This window comes from Vibrio sp. Isolate25 (genome assembly GCF_022398025.1).
GTDB lineage: Bacteria > Pseudomonadota > Gammaproteobacteria > Enterobacterales > Vibrionaceae > Vibrio > Vibrio coralliilyticus_A.
In genome coordinates this window covers 1-22,955 of the sequence record NZ_JAKEUT010000020.1, presented here as the reverse complement: position 1 = coordinate 22,955, position 22,955 = coordinate 1, and the positions used below count along the sequence as shown (strand labels likewise).

The window sequence follows — 22,955 nt, the reverse complement described above, 5'->3', positions numbered from 1 at the left end:
CCTTATTTAACTAGTTACATACATCATAGCGTTTAGATACTAATTGAGGAGCCTTGTTCCGTGTTCTGACATAACTTTGACCAAGCACTAGCTCGATAATACCTTTTTCGCATAAGTGACAATGGCTTGCGTGACTTCTTCCAACACACCAGACTCTAACTGCCAGTGATGCCAATAGATGCGATAAGAGCTCAAGAAGCCAGGTAATATATCAACTAAAGTCCCCTCCTCCAGCTCGCGTTTAATTTGGAAGCTGGGGATCAAGCAATATGCCACTCCTGCAACAGCCATTTTCACGAACGCTTCAGAACTGGCTACTCGATGTGTTCTCACGTTGTCTGGCAAAATATTAAAGTGTTCTTTGAGAAATTGCTGATGCTGTTCATCATGTTGATCGTACGCTACGGCTGGGGCTTGAAGCAAAGAGTCATAATTTACACCATGAGAAAAATAACGCGCAACGAACTGTGGATTCGCTACACAGACATAATCGACCCGACCAAGGTAATCAGCCTGACAGCCAGGAATCGGTCTTGATTCTAGGCTGATCGCTCCTGTGACTTCACCACTTTTCAGTTTTTCTATCGCTCTAACCTCATTAAGCACAGCAAGCCTGAGCTCAATGTTACGAGTGGTTAGTACCTGCTGTAATGACGGTAGTAACCAAGTAGCCAAACTATCGGCATTGGTAGCAATAGAAATCGCGAGTGGCCGCTCTGAATCACTATTGGTTAATTCTGGAACCAGCTCACTTTCTAGCAATTGTACCCTATGGTAAAGGCCCAGCAGCTTTTTACCAACTACAGTCGCGCGAGGCGGCTGCTCACGGACGAGTACTGGCTGAGCGAGAAATTTTTCGAGCTGTTTAATACGTTGTGATACCGCAGACTGAGAAATGTAGAGCGATTCTGCCGCTCGTTCAAAGCTACCTTGAGTGACCACAGATTCAAGAGCTTCAATCCATTTGTAATCTAATCCTCGCATCGCCCTACCTAATAAGAAAAACTGATAATATATTAAAATCATTAATTATACTTATAACTTTACTGTCTCTATTCTCAACACTCAAATTGTCAGCTCACTTGGAGAGAAAAACGTGAACTTATGGGTGTTATTACAAGGCTTTGGGCTCGGTGCCAGCATGATCATTCCTATTGGCGCACAGAACGCTTACGTTCTTAATCAAGGTATTAAGAGAAACCATCACTTAACCACTGCAACGATTTGTAGTGTTCTCGATGTGATATTCATCTCACTCGGTGTTTTCGGTGGTGGAGCTTTGTTATCACAAAACAAAACGCTACTGACCGTAGTGACTCTGGGCGGTATTGCATTTTTGACCTTCTATGGCTTACTTTCACTCAAAAGTGCACGACAAAGTGACCAGATGTCAGAGTCAACACATCAAGTGTCTGCTCGCGGCCGTCGTGCCGTGATCCTTGGGGCATTAGCTGTCACAGTACTCAACCCACACCTGTATCTTGATACTGTCGTCATCCTAGGTTCAATTGGTGGTCAGTTCGAAGGACAAGACCGAATGGCCTTTGCTCTTGGCACTATCTTGGCCTCATTCGTGTGGTTCTATACCTTATCGATAGGCGCAGCTAAACTTGGTCCGACACTGTCAAAACCAAAAGTAAAACAAGGGATAGACATTGCGATAGCACTAATGATGTTCTCCATCGCATTCATGCTGATCAACGAATTAATAGCTCAACACGGATAGCAACATGGATAGACTTGAAAGTATTTATCAATACAATACAGCACTTCTTAAGCGGCTTAATGTTCAATACAAAGAGTGGCGACATAAGCCAATTCTAGATTTTGCCACCGATTTACGCGTCGCTGAGCAACTAGGTTGGACAGGTACGCATAGTAAGAGTCTGTTTCTTAAGTTCAAAGGCGCTGGACACGCCCTATTTCTAACTCACAAAGATGCGCGTTTAGACAGTAAAGCAATCAAACAAAAACTGGGAAAACGCCCGTCTATATGCAGTGATGAAGAAATGATGCAGCAGCTCGGTTGCATGCCCGGTGCCGTATGCCCCTTTGGGATGCCTGAAAGTATCGAAATTCTAGTCGATCGCTCGCTATACCATCATCCTGAAATTCTCTATACACCCGGCTACCCAGAACGGACCATAGGTATTCAAGGGGCTGTCCTGCCGACTTTGCTTAACGCTCTGCCAAACTCCATCACTGAAATGTAAAAAGCGAGGCTAGAAGCCTCGCTTTTGCATAGATGAAACCGATTAAGATTCAACCTTATTTAAATGAACATCCATCTGCGGGAACGGAATTTCAATACCTTCGTTATCTAGACCTTCTTTGATAGCTTGCATTAGGTCGAAATACACCCCCCAGTAATCGGAAGTTTTAACCCATGGGCGAACAACGAAGTTGACCGAGGAGTCTGCCAGTGTATGGACACCAACCTGAATCGCAGGTTCTTTAAGGATTCGCTCATCCGACTCACAAATCTTCGTTAGTAGCTCTTTGGTTTTCTGCAAATCAGCGTTATAAGACACTCCGATCACCAAATCAATACGGCGAGTTTCGTGACGCGAGTAGTTAGTAATTGGGCCTCCAATTACACTACCATTCGGGACAACAATCATTTTATTATCCGGTGTTTTCAAAACCGTTTGGAAGATTTGGATAGACTCAACGCTACCCGCTACTCCACCTATTTCGACATAATCACCAGATTTAAATGGACGGAAAGCAACAATCAGTACCCCAGCAGCAAAGTTAGATAATGATCCCTGAAGCGCCAAACCAACCGCTAAGCCTGCCGCACCGATAACAGCAACTACAGAGGCGGTCTGCACACCGATACGGCTGAGTGCCGCAATCAGTACAATCACAAACAACAAGTAGCGCACCAAGCCATGGATAAATTCAATAACCGCCTTATCCATATTTTTCTTTTTCAGCATCTTCGCAACGCTGTTCGCCACCATCTTAGTAAAAATATTACCGATGAATAGAATAAGGATGGCTGCAAGTACATTCACGCTATACTGAATCAGCAAGTCAGAATTATTGGTAATCCAAGATTCAGCCTGCGCCAAGCCATCAACTAATGGAGTTTCAATCTCCACCGACTCTCCTGCCATAATATATTTCCTCTACAAGTTCTGGCGATCCTATGAATCACACTGCTTTCTATCACGAATAGGCGATGGTGCCCTTATTGCTCATCTGATATAAGTCAGATTTTTGGCACCATATATCAGTTATGACAATACATAAAGTGAAGTTTATGCAAAGAATGCAAAAACAAAGGGTTATAGCAAACTGATATAGACTCGTTACAAGATACGCAATGGTTTATCTTTTCGCCATTATTTTTAGTGCGCACGCTCCCATTCATAAAACAAATCGATAAATACAAAAAAACCCGTTCTTAGAACGGGTTTTAGCATTAACAGAGTGCTGATTTGAGACGAATTATAGAACGTCTACTGCGTTTAGGTCAGCAAATGCTTTCTCTAGACGAGCTACCATTGAAGCTTGACCAGCACGTAGCCATACGCGTGGATCGTAGTACTTCTTGTTTGGCGCATCTTCACCTGTTGGGTTACCGATTTGACCTTGTAGGTAATCACGGTTCTCAGCTTCATACTTACGGATACCATCCCAAGTTGCCCACTGAGTATCAGTATCGATGTTCATCTTGATAACACCGTAGCCGATAGACTCTTGGATTTCAGCTTCAGTAGAACCTGAACCACCGTGGAATACGAAGTTTAGAGCGTTTGGTGCGATACCAAACTTCTCTGCACAGTATGCTTGAGAGTCACGTAGGATAGTTGGAGTTAGAACAACGTTACCTGGCTTGTAAACGCCGTGTACGTTACCAAAAGATGCTGCGATAGTGAAACGTGGGCTAACTGCACTTAATTTCTCGTATGCGTATGCAACGTCTTCTGGAGAAGTGTAAAGCTCAGAAGCGTCCATGTCAGAGTTATCAACGCCGTCTTCTTCACCACCAGTACAACCTAGTTCAATTTCTAGCGTCATGTTCATCTTAGCCATGCGCTCTAGGTATTTAGCACAGATTTCGATGTTCTCTTCTAGAGATTCTTCAGATAAATCGATCATGTGAGAAGAGAATAGTGGCTTACCCGTTTGAGCAAAGAACTCTTCACCTGCGTCTAGAAGACCGTCGATCCATGGTAGAAGTTTCTTAGCTGCGTGGTCAGTGTGTAGGATTACTGGAACACCGTAAGATTCAGCGACTGCGTGAACGTACTTAGCACCAGCAACAGCACCAAGAATTTGAGCACCTTGGCCTTCTAGTTTTAGGCCTTTACCAGCGAAGAAAGCGGCACCACCGTTAGAGAACTGAACAACAACAGGCGCTTTTACTTTTGCTGCAGCTTCAAGTACTGCGTTAACTGAGTCAGTACCAACAACGTTTACTGCTGGAAGCGCAAAGTTGTTTTCTTTTGCTACTTCAAAAACTTTCTGTACGTCATCACCAGAGATAACACCTGGTTTTACGAAATCGAAGATCTTAGACATGGATGTAATCCTATTTATCTGTCGTTTTAAAAATAAAACTTGTTAAGTTTAAATTCTTGCAAACGTTTGCTCACAACGTGCGCCATTCTAACAAAGAATAATGTGACTTGCAGCAAACAACAAAGCGGGAGAGACTCCCCCGCTTTGGTTTAATTACTTAGCGCGCTCTTCTAGCATAGCTACGGCTGGTAGGACTTTGCCTTCCACAAACTCAAGGAATGCACCACCACCCGTAGAGATGTAAGAAACGTCAGCTTTAATACCGAACTTATCGATAGCTGCTAGCGTGTCACCGCCACCTGCTACAGAGAAACCTGCAGACTGAGCGATTGCTTCTGAGATACCTTTTGTACCAGCTTCGAAGTTCTTGAATTCAAATACACCTACAGGACCGTTCCATAGGATAGTTTTTGCATTAGCGATGATTTCAGCTAGTGCTGCAGTTGATTCTGGACCTAGGTCGAAGATCATGTCGTCATCAGCCACTTCTGAAACGTGCTTGATTTCAGCTTCTGCGTTTTCATCAAATGCTTTCGCACATGCAACGTCAGTTGCTACTGGGATTGAACACTCTTTCATTAGCTTTTGCGCTGTTTCAACTAGGTCTGCTTCGTATAGAGACTTACCTACATTGTGACCATCAGCTGCGATGAATGTGTTTGCGATACCACCACCAACAACGAGTTGGTCAGCAACTTTAGATAGAGATTCTAGAACGGTTAGCTTAGTAGAAACTTTAGAACCACCTACGATAGCAACCAGTGGACGCTCTGGGTTGTCCATTGCTTTACCTAGGGCTTCAAGTTCAGCGGCTAGAAGAGGACCAGCACACGCAACAGGTGCGTTCATGCCAACACCGTGAGTAGATGCTTGAGCACGGTGAGCAGTACCGAATGCATCCATTACGAAGATGTCACATAGTGCAGCGTACTTCTTAGATAGCTCTTCTTCGTTCTTCTTCTCGCCTTTGTTGAAGCGAACGTTTTCTAGAACAACAAGCTCACCAGTGTTCAGCTCTAGGCCTTCTAGGTAATCTTTTGCTAGCTTAACATCGCAATCTAGTGCGTCGTTTAGGTAATTAACGACAGGTTGTAGAGAGAACTCTTCTGCGTATTCACCTTCAGTAGGACGACCTAGGTGAGACGTAACCATAACTTTAGCGCCAGCTTCTAGACAGTGCTTGATCGTTGGTAGAGATGCTAAGATACGTGCATCAGAAGTCACTTTGCCTTCTTTCACAGGTACGTTTAGGTCCGCACGGATAAATACACGTTTACCTGCTAAATCCAGGTCAGTCATCTTGATTACAGACATGATGTGTCCTCTCAAATATTCAAAAAGTAAAGTTTTTAGAAGCTCGGCGACCCTGCCAAGCTCAATAATTCTTCAAACTGATTTAGATATGGAGATTATCAATATTTATTTCAAGGCTGGAAATAAACATTTCTCCATCGCCACCTGTCTACAACAGCCCTAAGATAGTTGGCGTTGCAGCGTCAAGCATGACGGGGAGCGGCTTGCATCGCGAGGGCCGTATCTAACATACGGTTCGCAAAACCCCATTCGTTATCACACCAAACCAGCATTTTAACTAAATGGCCATTACTGACTCGGGTTTGAGTACCATCAACGATCGCACTATGGGGATCATGATTAAAGTCGATGGAAACAAGCGGCGCTTCAGTATAGTCAACAATGCCCTGTAATGTACACTGAGATGCGTTAACAATGGTTTGATTTACGTCATTAACTTTCACATTTGTATTAATTGTGACGCTTAAATCCATCGCTGTGACGTTTACAGTCGGCACTCGGACTGAAATTGCCTCAAATTTGTTAGAAAATTTCGGGAAGATTCTTTCAATACCCTTATGCAACTTGGTGTCCACAGGTATGATCGATTGGCTCGCGGCTCGGGTACGTCGCAGATCTGAATGGTAAGCATCAATAACTTGCTGATCATTCATTGAAGAGTGAATAGTAGTGATGGTTCCTGACTCGATGCCAAAGGCTTCATCTAATGCCTTAATTATCGGAACAATACAGTTAGTCGTACATGAGCCGTTTGATACCACCTTGTGTTCCGCTTTCAACGTGTCGTGGTTCACACCATAGATAATGGTATTGTCGAGATCATTGGCACCAGGGTGTGAGAATAAAACTTTCTTAGCTCCTGCTTTGATATGCTCTTGACCATCGGCTTGCGAGCCAAATACGCCAGTACAGTCCAAAACTAGGTCAACTTCTAAATCACGCCATGGCAGCAAGTCGATTTCCGCCAGGTGGAGAATGCGAATGGAGTCAAACTCTCCACTTTCATGGTGAACATAGATATGTTCTTGATCGTTCGTAATCTTCTTACCAAAACGGCCATGACTCGTATCATACTGCAGCAAATGGGCCATCGCATCAGGCTGTGCCAGCTCATTGACTGCTACTACTTTAATCTCTTGACTCTTGCCACTTTCATAGACTGCTCGTAACACATTACGCCCAATACGTCCAAATCCGTTGATCGCAACTTTTAGCATGATTCCATCGCTCTACATCTTTTTCGTGTCACAAATAGTACCTGATAGATTTATAAAACTCATCCGGTTCATCCTATCGGGTCAAAACAAAAAAGCCGAGTCACGAGGACTCGGCTTTCATAGCTAACCACAGTTAAGCCAATAGCTCTTTCGCTGTGTTTACTACGTTTTCAGTCGTGAAACCGAACATCTTGAATAGCTCACCTGCTGGTGCAGATTCACCGAAGGTTGTCATACCGATGATCTTGCCACCGAAACCAACGTACTTGTACCAGAAGTCAGCGATGCCCGCTTCTACAGCGATACGAGCTGTTACGTCAGAAGGCAGTACAGATTCACGGTAAGCTGCGTCTTGCTTGTCGAATGCATCCGTTGATGGCATTGACACAACACGTACTTGCTTACCTTCCGCAGTTAGTTCAGCCGCAGCGCTCACCGCTAGCTCAACTTCAGAACCCGTTGCGATAAGAATAAGCTCTGGCTTGCCTTCACAATCTTTCAGGATGTAGCCACCGCGTGCAATGTTTGCCACTTGCTCTTCGTTACGCTCTTGCTGTGCAAGGTTTTGACGAGAGAAGATTAGCGATGTTGGGCCATCTTTACGTTCGATTGCCAGTTTCCAAGCAACTGCCGATTCCACTTGGTCACATGGACGCCATGTGCTCATGTTTGGCGTTAGACGTAGAGAGGCCATTTGCTCAACTGGTTGGTGAGTTGGGCCATCTTCGCCAAGACCGATAGAGTCATGCGTGTATTCCACTTGGTCACATGGACGCCATGTGCTCATGTTTGGCGTTAGACGTAGAGAGGCCATTTGCTCAACTGGTTGGTGAGTTGGGCCATCTTCGCCAAGACCGATAGAGTCATGCGTGTATACTTGGATGTTCTGAACTTTCATCAGAGCCGCCATACGCATTGCGTTACGTGCGTATTCCATGAACATTAGGAAGGTTGCGCCGTATGGTACGAAACCACCGTGCAGAGCAATACCGTTCATGATAGCCGTCATACCGAACTCACGTACACCGTAGTGGATGTAGTTGCCCGACGCATCTTCAGCCGATACTGACTTAGAACCAGACCACATAGTTAGGTTAGAAGGTGCAAGGTCAGCAGAGCCGCCTAGGAATTCAGGTAGCATTTGACCAAACGCTTCTAGTGCGTTTTGAGATGCTTTACGTGATGCGATGTTTGCAGGGTTAGCTTGAAGGTCAGCAATGATTTGTGTTGCTTTCTCTTCCCACTCAGCTGGCAATTCACCGTTTAGACGACGCTTAAGTTCTGCGGCTTCTGCAGGGTAAGCTGCAGTGTATGCGTCAAACTTAGCATTCCAAGCTGCTTCTTTAGCTGCGCCTGCTTCTTTTGCATCCCACTCTGCGTAAACGTCAGCTGGGATTTCAAAAGGACCGTGTTCCCAACCTAGCGCTTTACGAGTTGCTGCAATTTCGTCAGCGCCTAGTGGAGCACCGTGACAGTCGTGTGAACCAGACTTGTTTGGAGAACCAAAACCGATGATAGTTTTAGTACAGATTAGAGTAGGACGAGGGTCAGCTTTCGCTGCAGCAATAGCGGCATTGATCGCTTCTGGATCGTGACCGTCTACTGCAGGGATTACATGCCAGCCGTATGCTTCAAAACGCTTAGGTGTATCGTCAGAGAACCAACCTTCAACGTGACCATCGATAGAAATGCCGTTGTCATCCCAGAAAGCGATCAGTTTACCCAGCCCTAGTGTACCTGCTAGCGAACATGCTTCGTGAGAGATACCTTCCATCAGACAGCCGTCACCCATGAAGGCATAAGTGAAGTGGTCAACGATGTCGTGACCTTCTTTGTTAAACTGTGCTGCTAGAGTCTTCTCAGCTAGCGCCATACCCACAGCGTTCGTAATACCTTGACCTAGAGGACCTGTGGTTGTTTCGATACCCGGTGCGTAACCGTACTCAGGGTGACCCGGAGTCTTAGAGTGCAGTTGACGGAAGTTCTTTAGATCATCGATGGACAGCTCGTAACCCGCAAGGTGAAGCAGAGAGTAAATCAGCATAGAGCCGTGGCCGTTTGAAAGCACAAAGCGGTCGCGGTCAGCCCACTCTGGGTTAGCTGGATTGTGGTTTAGGTGGTCACGCCAAAGAACTTCAGCGATATCCGCCATCCCCATAGGTGCGCCTGGGTGGCCAGAGTTGGCTTGTTGTACGCCGTCCATGCTAAGAGCACGGATTGCATTTGCTAGATGTTTACGGGAAGACATGTCTGCTCCTGAGTGCGTTAAGCGAAAAACTAATTTTGGTGGGCGATTATTCTCTCAAAGGCGCCTGAGCTCTGCAAACGTTTTACAGTCTGAATACAGGGGATTTCCGCCTATTTTCCACCATTTCTATCAAAGTTATTAATATTTAACTCTTTAGAAGCAAACGTTTGGATATGTATTAAATTAAAAAAGAGCTTGTAATTCAAACAATGAAAATTAGAATAGACGTCTAGATGTAGATACACCTACAATTATTAATATTATTCAATGTCAGTGATTAAACACATTCACTGACTCTAAACCAAATTAAAGTGGAGCTAACATGGCTAAGCACCTGTTTACTTCTGAGTCGGTATCAGAAGGCCATCCAGATAAAATTGCAGATCAGATTTCTGATGCAGTCCTTGATGCGATTCTTGAACAAGACCCAAAAGCCCGTGTTGCGTGTGAAACATACGTGAAAACAGGCATGGTAATGGTCGGTGGTGAGATCACCACCTCAGCATGGGTAGACATCGAAGAGCTTACTCGCCAAACTGTGCGTGAAATTGGTTATGTAAACTCTGAAATGGGTTTTGATGCCGATTCTTGTGCGGTACTGAACACCATCGGTAAACAGTCTCCAGATATCAACCAAGGGGTTGATAAAGCGGATCCAAAAGAGCAAGGTGCGGGTGACCAGGGCATCATGTTTGGCTACGCGACTAACGAGACCGACGTGCTAATGCCAGCTCCAATTACGTACTCTCACCTACTTGTTCAAAAACAAGCGGAAGTGCGTAAAAACGGCACACTTCCTTGGCTACGTCCTGATGCAAAATCTCAGGTAACCTTCCAATACGACCAAGGTAAGATCGTTGGTATTGATGCTGTTGTTCTTTCGACTCAGCATTGTGATTCAATCTCTACTCCAGACCTACGTGAAGCGGTTATGGAAGAGATCATTAAGCCAGTTCTACCATCAGAGTGGCTAAACAAAGACACTAACTTCTTCATCAACCCAACTGGCCGTTTTGTTATCGGTGGCCCAATGGGTGATTGTGGTCTGACTGGTCGTAAGATCATCGTTGATACTTACGGTGGTGCTGCTCGTCATGGTGGTGGTGCCTTCTCTGGTAAGGATCCATCAAAAGTTGACCGCTCTGCGGCTTACGCTGCACGTTACGTTGCGAAAAACATCGTTGCGGCTGGCCTTGCTGACCGTTGTGAGATTCAGCTTTCTTACGCAATCGGCGTCGCTGATCCAACGTCTATCATGGTGGAAACATTTGGTACTGAAAAAGTATCTCAAGACATCATTGTTGAAGCGGTACGCCAGCACTTCGATCTTCGCCCATACGGCCTACAAGAAATGCTGAACCTACTTCAACCAATCTACAAGAAAACAGCGGCATACGGCCACTTCGGTCGTGAAGAGTTCCCATGGGAAGCGACTGATAAGGCTGCACTTCTACGCGACTTCGCTGGCCTTAAGTAATTTAAATTACCGCACTAATTTGCTATTCAAGGGCTTCTGGGGAACCAGAAGCCCTTTTTTTTTGTGCGCAAAAATCAAACAACAAATTTGTATTTTTTTGTCATGGGGTCAATAGTTAACAATATGTTAAAAGAGCAAGCTTAAAGCTAAGTGAGTTTCTTCTAACAAGTCAAACAGATGCGCAGCTTACCCAGCAGTCGCAAAGCCGAGCATCGAGTTCCATGTCACCTTGAAATAACGGGTGGCCTATGACCGAGAATCGATCAAGGAGGATGTATGCCTCGTACGGTGAATCCACAAGACTTCAACGAGAAACGCAAGGAAGTCCCAGATAACGAATACGCACGTACTATCCCGTGCAATCAGCTCAGCATATCGGCCCCGTTTCATTGGCTGTCACTAGGGCTACACGATTTTGTTCGCATGCCACTGATCAGTGCCTTTTACGGTTTGTGTTTTATGGCAGCAGCGATTGGTATTGTTTTATTAGTTCAATGGCAAGGCACACACTTAGTCGTGATGCCTAGCTTGGTCGTTTATATGTTAATTGGTCCTTTCTTAGCTCTAGGACTCTATGACGCTAGTTGGGAACGAGAAAAAGGCCATAACGCTAGCTTGATTCACTCCATGAAAGCCATTGGACGCAATTCTTCATCACAATGGGCGTTTGCTGTGATGCTCGCCGTGTGTATGATTTTCTGGATGCGTATTGCCGCGCTGCTTCATGCGCTTTACCCGTCCGTTCAAGGTGCTCCATTAACCGATTTCCTACCCTTCCTTGTTATCGGCTCTTTAGTCGGCATGGTACTGGCAGCAATTGTGTTTAGTATTTCAGCCTTCTCCATTCCTCTGATGATGGAACGACGAGTTGATATGATGACAGCTGTGTTCACCAGCTTTAACGCGGTCAAGTCAAACATTCCTGCAATGATCGTATGGGCCGGCGTGATCTGTGGCGGTATCCTAATTGGCTTTGCGACTTACGGAATCGGCATGTTATTTACGATGCCCATTCTTGGCTACGGTACTTGGCACGCCTATCATGAAACCATCAAGAAAAAGCACCATTAGCACCAACTTCTAATCCAGTATATGATTCGCCCCTGCAAAGTAAGGGGCGAATTTTTTCGAATCATTGATGGATAAAGAACTCAGCTATCGCACACAACAAATCGTCGCTCATTGTATCACTCAAGCCCAGAGTGCTTTTCAGCGTTCATTCTCTTTCCCTTCTATCAGCTACAAACTACGGGGGAAAGCCGCAGGCAAAGCCTACCTCCAGCTCAATGAAATTCGTCTCAATCCAACTTTATTTATCGAAAACCAGCAAGCCTTTTTCGATGAAGTGATTCCGCATGAAGTCGCTCACTTGGTGACCTATCAAGTCTATGGCAGGGTCAAACCTCACGGTAAAGAATGGCAATCGGTCATGGAAAGCGTGTTCGGCGTCCCTGCTCGTACTACACACAGTTTTGAAATAACTTCCGTACAAGGGAAAACCTTCGAGTACCGCTGCGGATGCCAGATCTATCCGCTAACCATCAGGCGTCATAATAAAGTTCTACGTCAGCAAAGCAGCTATCGCTGCCAGAAATGCCAACAACCCCTTACGTTTACTGGCAAACAACTCTCATAACTCAACGCACTATCAGTAAAAAACCCAACAAATGCATGTTAGACTGCGATAAGTCATACTTTTCTAATACTTATCGACATGAAACTTCGTGCATTTTTCATTTTCTTAACCTTACTTATTGCTTCATCTCAGGCACTCTCTGCCCCTCCATCTTCGTTTTCGAAAGCCAAGAAAGAAGCGCTGAAGATATACGCGGATCATCCCACCAGCTTTTATTGCGGATGTGATATCACTTGGCAGGGAAAGAAAGGTATTCCTGATTTAACCTCATGTGGCTACTCAGTAAGAAAGCAACAAAAGCGTGCCTCCAGAATTGAATGGGAGCACGTAGTACCTGCATGGCAGTTTGGCCACCAACGACAATGCTGGCAGTCTGGTGGTAGAAAGAACTGCACCAAAAACGATCGTACCTTTCGCTTGATGGAGGCAGATCTACATAACCTCACACCAGCTATCGGTGAAGTTAATGGTGACCGATCTAATTACCATTTCAGCCAGTGGAATGGCGTGGATGGCGCCACCTATGGTCAATGTGAAGTGCAGGTTAACTTTAAACAACGCAGAGTCATGCCGCCAGATCGCGCTAAAGGATCGATTGCTCGTACTTACCTGTACATGAGTGAGGAATACGGATTCAAGCTATCGAAGCAACAAAACCAACTCATGGCAGCTTGGAATAAACTCTATCCTGTCGACACATGGGAATGTGAACGTGAGCGTCGAATCTTCAAGATTCAGGGCAATCATAACCCTTTCGTTTTCAAGGCATGTCAGGCTCTGTAATTGCCCCTTATGAATTGTAGCGATATGTACAGCCTGCCCCTTGTTTTTTAGGCATAAAGCATCCATGTTAGGAGTTCATTCTCAATTATCTGGCCGGATACAAAGCTGATGCGAATTCCTCGAATTTATCACCCTGAACCTATAACCCAACTTGGCAGTTTAGCGCTTAGCGAAGATGCAGCCGGCCATGTAGGAAGAGTCTTGCGGATGAAGGTTGGACAGGAAGTGTTACTTTTTGATGGTTATGGCGCTGAGTTTCCAGCCGTAATTGAAGAAGTCAGCAAAAAGTCCGTCACGGTGAATATCACTGAACGTGTTGAACGCAGCAGCGAGTCACCACTGGACCTGCATTTAGGTCAGGTCATTTCTCGCGGGGAAAAGATGGAGTTCACCATTCAGAAGTCCGTAGAGCTGGGCGTTAATACCATTACCCCACTGATTTCTGAGCGTTGTGGCGTCAAGCTAGATCAAAAACGTTTTGAGAAAAAGCTCGCCCAATGGCAGAAAGTTGCCATCAGCGCTTGCGAGCAAAGTGGACGCAATATCGTTCCGCAGATTCGCCCTATCATGCAGTTAGAAGACTGGTGCGCCGAAGACTATGACGGCCTCAAGCTCAATCTTCACCCCAGAGCAAAATACTCAATCAATACGCTACCAGCGCCGGTCGAGAAAGTTCGCCTGTTGATTGGCCCCGAAGGTGGCTTATCCGCAGAAGAGATCGATAAAACCCGAGAATATCAATTTGAAGAGACTCTGCTAGGCCCACGCGTATTACGCACAGAGACCGCAGCTCTTACCGCAATTACTGCCCTTCAAGTTCGCTTTGGCGACCTTGGTTAAACGGAGAAAAACCATGATCAAATTAGGTATCGTGATGGACCCTATCGAGTCCATCAACATCAAGAAAGACTCTAGCTTTGCCATGATGCTTGAAGCGCAGCGCCGCGGCTACGAAATCCACTACATGGAAATGCATGATCTGCACCTAGACCAAGGTGTTGCTGTTGCAGACACCAAAGTGGTGGAACTCAAAGAAGATCCAACGGGCTGGTTCCAGTTTAAGTCAGAGCAAACTATTGAGTTGTCAGAGCTTGATGCGGTATTGATGCGTAAAGATCCTCCGTTTGATACTGAATACATCTACGCAACCTACATTCTTGAGCGCGCAGAAGAGAAAGGCACGTTAATCGTCAACAAACCTCAGAGCCTGCGTGACTGTAACGAAAAGCTGTTCACAGCCTGGTTCCCAGAACTCACCCCAACCACGATCGTGACCCGCAAAGCGGAGAAGATTAAACAATTCCGCGAACAGCACGGAGATGTGATCTTAAAACCATTAGATGGCATGGGTGGTGCATCTATTTTCCGAGTCAAAGAGAACGATCCAAATGTTTCTGTGATTATCGAAACCCTGACTAACCACGGTCAAAACTATGCGATGGCACAAACATTCGTTCCTGATATCAGCAATGGCGACAAAAGAATTCTGGTTGTAGACGGTGAAGCAATGCCATACTGCTTGGCACGTATTCCGGCAAAAGGAGAAACGCGTGGCAACCTTGCAGCGGGTGGCACCGGTGAAGCCCGACCACTGAGCGAAACAGATAAACAGATCGCAGCGGCTGTAGCGCCTACACTTAAAGAAAAAGGTTTGATCTTTGTAGGCCTAGACGTCATTGGTGACAAGTTGACTGAGATTAATGTAACCAGCCCAACTTGTATTCGCGAAATTGAGGCTGCGTTTGATATCTCAATCACGGGTAAATTGATGGATGCCATTGAGCGCCGTCTCAATAAGCAGTAATTTACCCACAGGATCATTGGGCGATCATGTATTGCCCACTATACGCTGGAGTAACTATGAATTTAACCAACCACTTTTTAGTTGCTATGCCGGGGATGAAAGATCCCTACTTCCAACGCAGCGTTATCTATGTGTGTGAGCACAACGATGATGGCGCAATGGGTTTAATGATTAATGCTCCAATCGACATTACAGTAGGGAAAATGCTCAAACAGGTCGACGTTGAAGCGGCTCAACCGCAACTGAAAGTCGGCAGTCTTGAGAAACCAGTTCTCAATGGCGGTCCGGTGTCAGGAGATCGCGGTTTTATTCTTCACCAACCAAAAGATCATTATGAGTCCAGCATTCAGATGACTGACTGTATCTCTGTTACAACTTCTAAGGATATTCTCGCGGTACTCGGTACAGAAGCCGAACCACCAGAGTACATTGTTGCATTAGGTTACTCAGGTTGGGAAGCTGGCCAGTTGGAGAGCGAGCTTTCGGAAAACTCTTGGTTAACGATTGAAGCCGACCCTGATGTCATGTTTAACACACCAATCAATGAACGTTGGCAGAAAGCCGTGCAGATGCTTGGCATCGATGCGTCTCAACTGTCCAGTGATATTGGTCACGCATAACCTCACTACTAAAATTTATGTCTAGAACAATTATGGCTTTTGACTTTGGCACTAAAAGTATTGGCAGTGCCATTGGTCAGGAGATTACAGGCACGGCATCGCCGCTGAAAGCCTTTAAAGCCAACGATGGTATTCCCAACTGGGACGATATTGAAAAGCAGATCAAAGAATGGCAACCAAATCTACTGGTTGTCGGCCTGCCAACAGACCTTCACGGCAAAGATCTGGAAACGATTACTCCTAGAGCGAAAAAGTTTGCTAATCGCCTTCACGGTCGCTTCGGCCTTCCTGTCGAGCTGCACGATGAGCGCTTATCCACTACAGAAGCTCGCTCAGAGCTGTTCAGTATGGGCGGCTACAAGGCGCTCAGCAAAGGGAATGTAGACTGCCAGTCAGCGGTCGTTATCCTTGAAAGCTGGTTTGAAGCTCAATACGGCTAAGCGAGAAAACAGAAAGGGTTGGCACATTGCGCCAACCCTTTACATTTCAGCACTACAAATAGAGCACGATAGAAATATATAATCCTCAAACGGCTCTAGTCCATATCAATCTTCACATCTGCCAGCGCACCACCACCGAAGCTTTCACCTCGTTGAGTTTTAAGCATAATACGCAGATCATTGGCTGAATCCGCACTGTGCAGCGCATCTTCTTCAGTAATTTTGTCATTCACCACCAGTTGGTAAAGCGCCTGATCAAACGTCTGCATACCCATTTCCTGAGATTTCGCCATGGTTGATTTGAGTTCATGCAGATCACCGCGTCGAATGAGATCCGATACTCGTGGACTGTTGAGTAAGATTTCAAACACACCATGCCGACCTTGACCGTTTTTATCTCGAATCAACTGCTGACCGATAACACCTTTGAGGTTCATTGAAAGATCAAACAGGAACTGCTCTTTTTGCTCTTTCGGTACAAGGTGCAGGATCCTTTCCAAAGCTTGGTTAGCATTATTGGCGTGCAACGTCGCCATACACAGATGGCCCGTTTCGGCGAAGGTCATCGCGTACTCCATGGTCTCTCGCGAGCGGATCTCACCGATCAAGATCATATCAGGAGCCTGACGCAAAGAGTTCTTCAGTGCGACTTCATAACTTTCTGTGTCTAAGCCGACCTCACGTTGCGTGACGATGCATTTCTGATGCTCATGAACAAACTCAATCGGATCTTCCACCGTCAGAATATGGCCGCTGCGCTCAGTATTTCGATAACCCGTCATCGCTGCCATTGTTGTGGATTTACCAGAACCTGTGGCACCCACCACTAACACCAAACCGCGCTTGGCGATGGAAAGATCTTTCAGAGTTTCGGGCAGTTTTAAGTCATCAAATGTGGGTATAGTGGTTTCAATTCTACGAATAACCGCACCGGGTAATTCTCGCTGGTAGAAAGCGGACACACGAAAGCGACCAAAATCTCGCACAACAGCAAAGTTCGCTTCTCGACTGTGGCTATACTCACTCTGGCGCTCTTCATCCATGGTGCTGTGGAGTAGCGTCAACACTTCGGCTTCCGATAAGCTCTCTCCATGCGGCTTCAACTCACCATCAACACGATAAAGTATCGGCGCACCAACAGTGATGTATAAGTCTGACGCTTTCTCAGTCAGCATGTCTTGCAGATAAGCATTGATATCCATCATGACCTCTCTCAGAACAGACCTTGCTCAACTTCAATTTTTTTCGACACTTCTTCTGCATCAACCAGACCTTGAGCAATCAACTGTTTCGAGTGCTGCTCCATGGTCTGCATACCATGTGCTGCACCTGTCTGGATCACAGACTGCATTTGCGCCACTTTATCTTCGCGGATCAAGTTACGAATCGCAGGCGTTGCCATCATGATTTCATGACAAGCCGTTCTCCCGCCGCCAATGCGCTTGAGCAATTTCTGAGCGATCACCGCACGCAGAGACTCAGAAAGCATGGAACGCACCATGCCTTTATCGCTGCCCGGAAAAACATCAATAATACGGTCGATAGTTTTCGCCGCCGAACTGGTGTGCAAAGTACCAAACACCAAGTGGCCGGTTTCAGCAGCGGTCAGCGCTAGACTGATCGTTTCCTGATCACGTAACTCGCCTACTAGAATAACATCAGGGTCTTCACGTAGAGCACTGCGCAGCGCGTTATTAAAACTATGGGTATTACTATGAACTTCGCGCTGGTTGATCAGACATTTGTTATTGGTATGCACAAACTCAATCGGATCTTCAATCGTAAGGATATGCTTGTTATGGTGGCGATTAATATGATCCACCATTGCTGCCAATGTCGTCGATTTACCAGATCCCGTTGGCCCTGTGACCAAAATCAGGCCTTTTTCCATGTTAGCAATACTTTCAAAGATGGCCGGTGCATCCAACTGCTCTAAAGTCGGGATATCGGTTGGAATGGTACGGAAAACCGCCGCACAACCTCGTGACTGATTAAAAGCATTAACCCTGAAACGGCCAACGTCTGGCAGCTCAAAGGAGAAGTCGACTTCGAGACGCTCTTCAAATTCACTACGCTGAGCATCATTCATAATGTCGAACACCAAACGATGCACTTCAGAATGGTTGAATGCTGGTACGCCAAGCTTTCTTACTTCACCATCAATGCGTACCATGGGAGATACACCAGCAGAAAGATGTAGATCTGAAGCATTATGCTTTACACTAAAATCCAGTAATTCAGCGATATCCATTTAAAATCCTTAATAAAGTTAGCTATGAGTAGTATTCAACAAAACATTGAACAGATCACCTCACAGATTGAAGCGGCACAACAAAAGTGTGGACGCCCTCTAGGCTCAGTGCAACTTCTGGCGGTGAGTAAAACCAAGCCTTCTGAAGCCATTTTAGAAGCGGCTCGCGCCGGTCAGGTCGCTTTTGGCGAGAATTACGTACAGGAAGGTATTGATAAGATTGCCTATTTATCAGAAAACCACCCTGAATTAGCCCTAGAATGGCACTTTATCGGCCCAATCCAGTCCAACAAAACACGCCCTGTAGCTGAGAATTTTGCTTGGGTACATACCGTGGATCGAACCAAGATCGCACAGCGACTTAACGATCAAAGGCCGGAAGGAATGGCGCCGCTGCAAGTTCTTATTCAAGTTAATACCAGCAGTGAAAGCTCTAAATCTGGCGCCAGCGATGACGAAATCTTTACTTTGGCAGAGTTGATTTCTTCCCTGCCAAACCTCACCTTAAGAGGATTGATGTCAATACCAGCGAATGTTTCCGATTACCAGTCTCAGCTTGCCGCTTTTCATCATCTAGCTGAACTAAAAAACCGATTGGCGCAACGCTATCCGCATCTCAACCTCGATACGCTTTCTATGGGTATGAGTGGTGACATGGAAGCAGCGATTGAAGCAGGAAGTACCATGGTCCGTATCGGTACCGCTATTTTTGGCGCGCGTGACTACAGCAATAAAGCTTAATTAGTAAGACAGGAAGAACAGACTCAATGGAACATAAGAACATTGCCTTTATCGGCGCAGGTAATATGGTCAAGGCTATCGTCTCTGGATTGGTATCTGGGGGATATCCCGCTGAAATGATCACAGCGACAGCCCCATCTGAAACTCGACGACTACCGCTGGAGAAGGATTTCGCCATTAAGACCACCAGCGACAACCTAGCCGCTGCCAGCGAGGCGGATGTCATCGTTCTTTCTGTCAAGCCACAAATGATGGCAGAGGTATGTAAACCGCTTCAATCGATCGACTGGTCAGGTAAATTGGTTATCTCGATTGCTGCAGGCATCAGCAGCCAGCGTCTGTGCGAGATGCTCAATCACCAACTCAACATTGTCCGTGTAATGCCAAATACGCCAAGTCAGCTTGGCTTAGGAATGAGTGGCCTATACGCCCCTTCTAATGTTTCTGAGCAAGATAAAGCGTTTGCCGCTGAACTAATGGAGTCATGTGGCAAGGTCTGCTGGGTGGAGCAAGAGTCCGGCATTAATAACATCATCGCGGCAGCAGGTAGTGCTCCAGCTTACTTCTTCCGCTTTATGGAAGCGATGCAAAATGAAGCCATTGCTCAAGGTTTTGATAAAGAGACAGCGCGCCTATTAGTTCAGCAATCCGCACTGGGCGCGGCAAGTATGGTCGTCGGCAACCCTGAAGTTGAGTTGTCTACACTGCGCGAAAATGTGACCTCAAAAGGTGGCACGACGGCAGAAGCGCTACGCACATTCAACGAACACCAACTTTCAGATATAGTAGCGAAAGCGATGCAAGCTGCCGTAGCACGTGCTGAAGAGATGGAAAAACTGTTTTAATTAGATTGAGCTATAGCTCTACGAAATAAGGGTAACCTATGAATTCAATAAGTTTTCTGATTTCCACCCTGTTTGATCTCTACATCATGGTGGTGATCTTACGTATTTGGTTGCAAGCTGCACGTGCAGACTTCTACAACCCATTCTCACAATTTATCGTCAAAGCCACTCAACCAGTGATTGCACCGCTGCGCAGGATTGTACCTTCAGTTGGTGGTATCGATCTGGCCACTGTACTCTTTGCCTATGTGCTGTGCGTACTGAAATTTGTCGCTCTGATCCTGCTTGCCTCCAGTGGCGCTGTTTCCTTCAGTGCAGAATTTTTCTACCTTGGCCTGCTATCCCTCATCAAAGCCGCTGGTGGCTTACTATTTTGGGTGCTACTTATCCGAGCTATTCTGAGCTGGGTAAGCCAAGGACGAAGCCCTATCGAGTACGTATTTCACCAACTAACTGAGCCTATGCTGGCGCCGATTCGTCGTGTGATTCCAGCCATGGGTGGCTTCGACTTAAGTGTGCTGGTTTTGTTTATTGCTCTGCAGTTTGCCAACTTCCTAATGGGTGATCTCATTGGTCCCGTTTGGTTCCAGCTATAATGGCAAAAGCCGCTTGGTTAGAAGGTGATACTCTCCTACTCAGGCTCTACATTCAGCCCAAAGCAAGCAGAGATAAGCTGATTGGGCTGCATGGCGATGAAATAAAAATCGCCATCACAGCCCCGCCTGTAGACGGAAAAGCAAACGCTCACCTGAGCAAATATCTGTCCAAACAGTTCAAAGTAGCAAAAGGGCTAGTCACCATAGAGAAAGGGGAACTCGGGCGACATAAACAAGTCCGAATCCAGTCCCCAACTCATATCCCCGAAACAATAAAGGCCATCTTGTGATGGTCTTTTTATTTATAAAAACATTGAAAATGTATAACCAAATAAGACCACGAGCACACAAATACACAGAAGCACTTGGTCATTTTTATGTGGTTACACACTTACTGAAAATAAGTAACGTTTCTAATTATAGAATTGCTTAGAACGAATACTGGTAACTCTATAGTTATTAAGTTATTGAACATTAGTATTCGGATGTTTTTCGATCATCACTCAATTTTCAAAAAATTATGCTAATTAACAACTGAATACCTCAGAAATACTATGAGGCACGGTAGGATTCAAATTACTGTTGATAACCTTTTGTTCTTTTTTAAATGCATAAACCTGAATATCCATTCCCACCCCCAACGTCCGCCTACTGGAAAAGTCACAGTACCTCAGTGAGCTATGATGAGGCTGTTTCTCTATACGAGTCTCAACAAGGCGTTGCCAAGACGATGCAGCGTAACCCAATAAAGTCACCTGCGAGCCAAGCTTTAGAAGCCAAGAGAATAAACCGTATTGCTGAATCATCTAGTGCTGCACCTGCAACACCTTCACCCCAACAGACTGCTTTTGCAGAAACACAATCAAACATGGCGTGGCCTCCTTATAACCCTTTGGCTCCTGAAGGCGAGAAAGATCTATCCAGCAAACTAAAAGAAGCTCTTGAACGCAATCACATAAAAGTTCATATCATGACTATCTGGGATACGATGGTCTATGTTGTGAATAACTGGACGGCCAGAACAGAAGACGGGGAGATATTCAGTACAAAAATCATCGAAACAATGAATGAAATTCGAGGATATCTGGACAACGGTAAAGAAATTCTTCACGCAGCATACTTAGCAAAAGCCTTAGGCGGGTTAGGTATTGTGGCGAAGGAAACCAAGACTAAAAATGGAAAGGCTGCGATTATCATCTCTAGCGTATGGAATGATAGTAAAATGCACTACGCAACAGTAAATGGCGTTAACATAAAGAAAAATCATCCTTACCTTATGGATAACCCGAAAATGCACCAATTAGGCTTTGCTCGGAAAACAAAAATTCGAGGTGCATTAAAGGCTGGAGCTTTGTCCATCGTTATTAGTGCAGCAATAGCTACAGAACAGCTTGTAAATAATGATGAATACCACATGACCGACTGGTACGGAGAGATGGGAAGTGAATTGCTAAAATTGGGAGTGGTGAGTGTCATTGCCTTAATTGCAATCCCGTCAAGCTTACCAATATTAGTAATTGCCGCACTAGCCATTGTTGTTGGTCTTGTAGTTGATGAGGTTTGGGAAGAGTATAAAGTTCAAGAGAAAATAACAACGGAGTTAGAAAGTGCCACTGAAGTATAGATATCTAGGAATGTGCTTTTTCCTACTTTTCAGCTTGTTTATGTGTTGGTTTTCCTACAGCAATATATACATTGGGTTTCAAGAAGACATTGCCCAAAAACTAGAAGTAATCGAGGTGTCTTTTGGTAGTGGGATAACTCTATATTCAAGTGTTCTATTTTTGGCCTACTCCATAGCCTTTTTGTTGTATAACTTTAGAAGAAGAAGTGAGCCAGTTGAATTGTGGGCCACCTTATCTAACAACAAAACAACAATAGTAATAATCGGATTGTTAGCCGTATCAATTCCATGCGGATACATCTACAAAGAATACAAAGAGAACGTACTCATAAAGAATGGCTATTCTTTTGAAAAAGTACGAGAAAGGCGCGGCCTATTTAAACTTGATTACGATGTGTATACGCTAGAAACCAATAAATGATAACATCCCGCTCTTGAAGCGCAATGTAGATCAGATAAGGATCGGTTGACCGATCCTTCTGATGAGAGACAATCGGAAACCTGTTTATAGGTTTCCGATTTTTATGTCTATTCAAAACTTCTTTGCCGACTTCCTCGAAGAAAACCCTGTTGATGTYGCCCAACTCACCACCTTTTCTGAACACATTCCCGATGCGTGGGTAGCTAAAGCAGCCTCACTGTCCGATAAAGCGACTATCCGTCGACGCCGATTACCRAGCGATATGGTGTTGTGGCTGATTGTGGGTATGGCTTTTTTCCGCAATGAACCCATTGCCGAAGTCGCTCGAAGAATGAACGTCTGTGCTGACGGTTTGGCTGATGAAGAGCTATTGGCAAAGAGCGCCTTAACCCAAGCAAGACAACG

Annotated in this window: 24 protein-coding genes; 16 read left to right on the top strand and 8 right to left on the bottom strand. The window is 45.5% G+C overall.

What is annotated here, in order from left to right; genetic code table 11:
- Positions 1-87: 87 nt before the first annotated feature.
- Positions 88-984, bottom strand: a complete 897-nt coding sequence (locus L1D15_RS20720) for a LysR family transcriptional regulator ArgP (RefSeq protein WP_239868933.1) — start codon at positions 982-984, stop codon at positions 88-90.
- A gap of 112 nt (positions 985-1,096) precedes the next feature.
- Here L1D15_RS20720 and L1D15_RS20715 point away from each other — a divergent pair, with 112 nt between their 5' ends.
- Positions 1,097-1,726 (top strand): LysE/ArgO family amino acid transporter, encoded by a 630-nt coding sequence (locus tag L1D15_RS20715; protein ID WP_239868935.1) that lies wholly within the window; start codon positions 1,097-1,099, stop codon positions 1,724-1,726.
- Positions 1,727-1,730: 4 nt separating this feature from the next.
- Entirely contained in the window at positions 1,731-2,213 is a 483-nt protein-coding gene (locus L1D15_RS20710) for a YbaK/EbsC family protein (protein WP_239876892.1), read from the top strand.
- A 42-nt stretch (positions 2,214-2,255) separates the two neighbouring features.
- On the opposite strand, the gene mscS is transcribed toward L1D15_RS20710, so the two are convergent.
- The 5 genes from mscS to tkt form a co-directional block, all read right to left on the bottom strand.
- Positions 2,256-3,122, bottom strand: coding sequence for a small-conductance mechanosensitive channel MscS (mscS, locus tag L1D15_RS20705; RefSeq protein ID WP_239868939.1), 867 nt, complete (start codon positions 3,120-3,122; stop codon positions 2,256-2,258).
- Between the two features lie 334 nt (positions 3,123-3,456).
- Positions 3,457-4,533 carry a class II fructose-bisphosphate aldolase gene (gene fbaA / locus L1D15_RS20700; protein ID WP_239876891.1) on the bottom strand — a complete coding sequence of 359 codons (1,077 nt, stop codon included), beginning with the start codon at positions 4,531-4,533 and terminating at the stop codon, positions 3,457-3,459.
- 153 nt (positions 4,534-4,686) lie between these two features.
- On the bottom strand, positions 4,687-5,847 hold the full coding sequence (locus tag L1D15_RS20695) for a phosphoglycerate kinase (protein WP_239838571.1): 1,161 nt from the start codon (positions 5,845-5,847) through the stop codon (positions 4,687-4,689).
- 182 nt (positions 5,848-6,029) lie between these two features.
- Complete coding sequence (gene epd / locus L1D15_RS20690; protein ID WP_239868945.1) at positions 6,030-7,064, bottom strand: erythrose-4-phosphate dehydrogenase; 1,035 nt, start codon at positions 7,062-7,064, stop codon at positions 6,030-6,032.
- 133 nt (positions 7,065-7,197) lie between these two features.
- Entirely contained in the window at positions 7,198-9,312 is a 2,115-nt protein-coding gene (gene tkt, locus L1D15_RS20685) for a transketolase (RefSeq protein WP_239876890.1), read from the bottom strand.
- A 322-nt stretch (positions 9,313-9,634) separates the two neighbouring features.
- On the opposite strand from tkt, the gene metK reads away from it, so the two are divergent.
- The 8 genes from metK to ruvX all read left to right on the top strand — a co-directional run bounded on the left by metK (position 9,635) and on the right by ruvX (position 16,072).
- Positions 9,635-10,789 carry a methionine adenosyltransferase gene (gene metK / locus L1D15_RS20680; RefSeq protein ID WP_239876889.1) on the top strand — a complete coding sequence of 385 codons (1,155 nt, stop codon included), beginning with the start codon at positions 9,635-9,637 and terminating at the stop codon, positions 10,787-10,789.
- Between the two features lie 276 nt (positions 10,790-11,065).
- Positions 11,066-11,860 carry a DUF2189 domain-containing protein gene (locus tag L1D15_RS20675; RefSeq protein WP_239868949.1) on the top strand — a complete coding sequence of 265 codons (795 nt, stop codon included), beginning with the start codon at positions 11,066-11,068 and terminating at the stop codon, positions 11,858-11,860.
- A gap of 67 nt (positions 11,861-11,927) precedes the next feature.
- Positions 11,928-12,425 carry a SprT family zinc-dependent metalloprotease gene (locus tag L1D15_RS20670; RefSeq protein WP_239876888.1) on the top strand — a complete coding sequence of 166 codons (498 nt, stop codon included), beginning with the start codon at positions 11,928-11,930 and terminating at the stop codon, positions 12,423-12,425.
- A 78-nt stretch (positions 12,426-12,503) separates the two neighbouring features.
- Positions 12,504-13,208, top strand: a complete 705-nt coding sequence (locus tag L1D15_RS20665) for an endonuclease (protein WP_239876887.1) — start codon at positions 12,504-12,506, stop codon at positions 13,206-13,208.
- A gap of 108 nt (positions 13,209-13,316) precedes the next feature.
- Entirely contained in the window at positions 13,317-14,048 is a 732-nt protein-coding gene (rsmE, locus tag L1D15_RS20660) for a 16S rRNA (uracil(1498)-N(3))-methyltransferase (protein WP_239876886.1), read from the top strand.
- A 13-nt stretch (positions 14,049-14,061) separates the two neighbouring features.
- A complete protein-coding gene (gene gshB / locus L1D15_RS20655; RefSeq protein ID WP_019277263.1) occupies positions 14,062-15,012 on the top strand; it encodes a glutathione synthase in 951 nt (316 codons plus the stop codon).
- A gap of 56 nt (positions 15,013-15,068) precedes the next feature.
- Positions 15,069-15,632 (top strand): YqgE/AlgH family protein, encoded by a 564-nt coding sequence (locus L1D15_RS20650; RefSeq protein WP_239876885.1) that lies wholly within the window; start codon positions 15,069-15,071, stop codon positions 15,630-15,632.
- Between the two features lie 17 nt (positions 15,633-15,649).
- On the top strand, positions 15,650-16,072 hold the full coding sequence (ruvX, locus tag L1D15_RS20645; RefSeq protein WP_029236265.1) for a Holliday junction resolvase RuvX: 423 nt from the start codon (positions 15,650-15,652) through the stop codon (positions 16,070-16,072).
- Between the two features lie 95 nt (positions 16,073-16,167).
- Here ruvX and L1D15_RS20640 read toward each other — a convergent pair whose 3' ends face one another.
- Together L1D15_RS20640 and L1D15_RS20635 are read right to left on the bottom strand one after the other, a co-directional pair.
- Positions 16,168-17,274: a PilT/PilU family type 4a pilus ATPase gene (locus tag L1D15_RS20640; RefSeq protein ID WP_239876900.1), complete on the bottom strand. Its 1,107-nt coding sequence runs from the start codon at positions 17,272-17,274 to the stop codon at positions 16,168-16,170.
- A gap of 11 nt (positions 17,275-17,285) precedes the next feature.
- The gene (locus L1D15_RS20635; protein WP_239868974.1) at positions 17,286-18,323 is read right to left on the bottom strand and encodes a type IV pilus twitching motility protein PilT; all 1,038 of its coding nucleotides are present in this window, start codon (positions 18,321-18,323) and stop codon (positions 17,286-17,288) included.
- 24 nt (positions 18,324-18,347) lie between these two features.
- On the opposite strand from L1D15_RS20635, the gene L1D15_RS20630 reads away from it, so the two are divergent.
- From L1D15_RS20630 to L1D15_RS20605, 6 genes are all read left to right on the top strand, one after another.
- Entirely contained in the window at positions 18,348-19,064 is a 717-nt protein-coding gene (locus tag L1D15_RS20630) for a YggS family pyridoxal phosphate-dependent enzyme (protein ID WP_239876884.1), read from the top strand.
- A gap of 26 nt (positions 19,065-19,090) precedes the next feature.
- A complete protein-coding gene (proC, locus tag L1D15_RS20625; RefSeq protein ID WP_239876883.1) occupies positions 19,091-19,909 on the top strand; it encodes a pyrroline-5-carboxylate reductase in 819 nt (272 codons plus the stop codon).
- Positions 19,910-19,947: 38 nt separating this feature from the next.
- Entirely contained in the window at positions 19,948-20,505 is a 558-nt protein-coding gene (locus tag L1D15_RS20620) for a YggT family protein (protein WP_239868989.1), read from the top strand.
- Complete coding sequence (gene yggU, locus L1D15_RS20615) at positions 20,505-20,795, top strand: DUF167 family protein YggU (RefSeq protein WP_239876882.1); 291 nt, start codon at positions 20,505-20,507, stop codon at positions 20,793-20,795. The genes L1D15_RS20620 and yggU overlap by 1 nt, the downstream gene beginning before the upstream one ends.
- A gap of 383 nt (positions 20,796-21,178) precedes the next feature.
- The gene (locus L1D15_RS20610; protein ID WP_239876880.1) at positions 21,179-22,129 is read left to right on the top strand and encodes a hypothetical protein; all 951 of its coding nucleotides are present in this window, start codon (positions 21,179-21,181) and stop codon (positions 22,127-22,129) included.
- Between the two features lie 524 nt (positions 22,130-22,653).
- Positions 22,654-22,955 (top strand): transposase domain-containing protein (locus L1D15_RS20605; protein WP_239876879.1); only part of this gene is annotated, 302 nt, incomplete at its 3' end.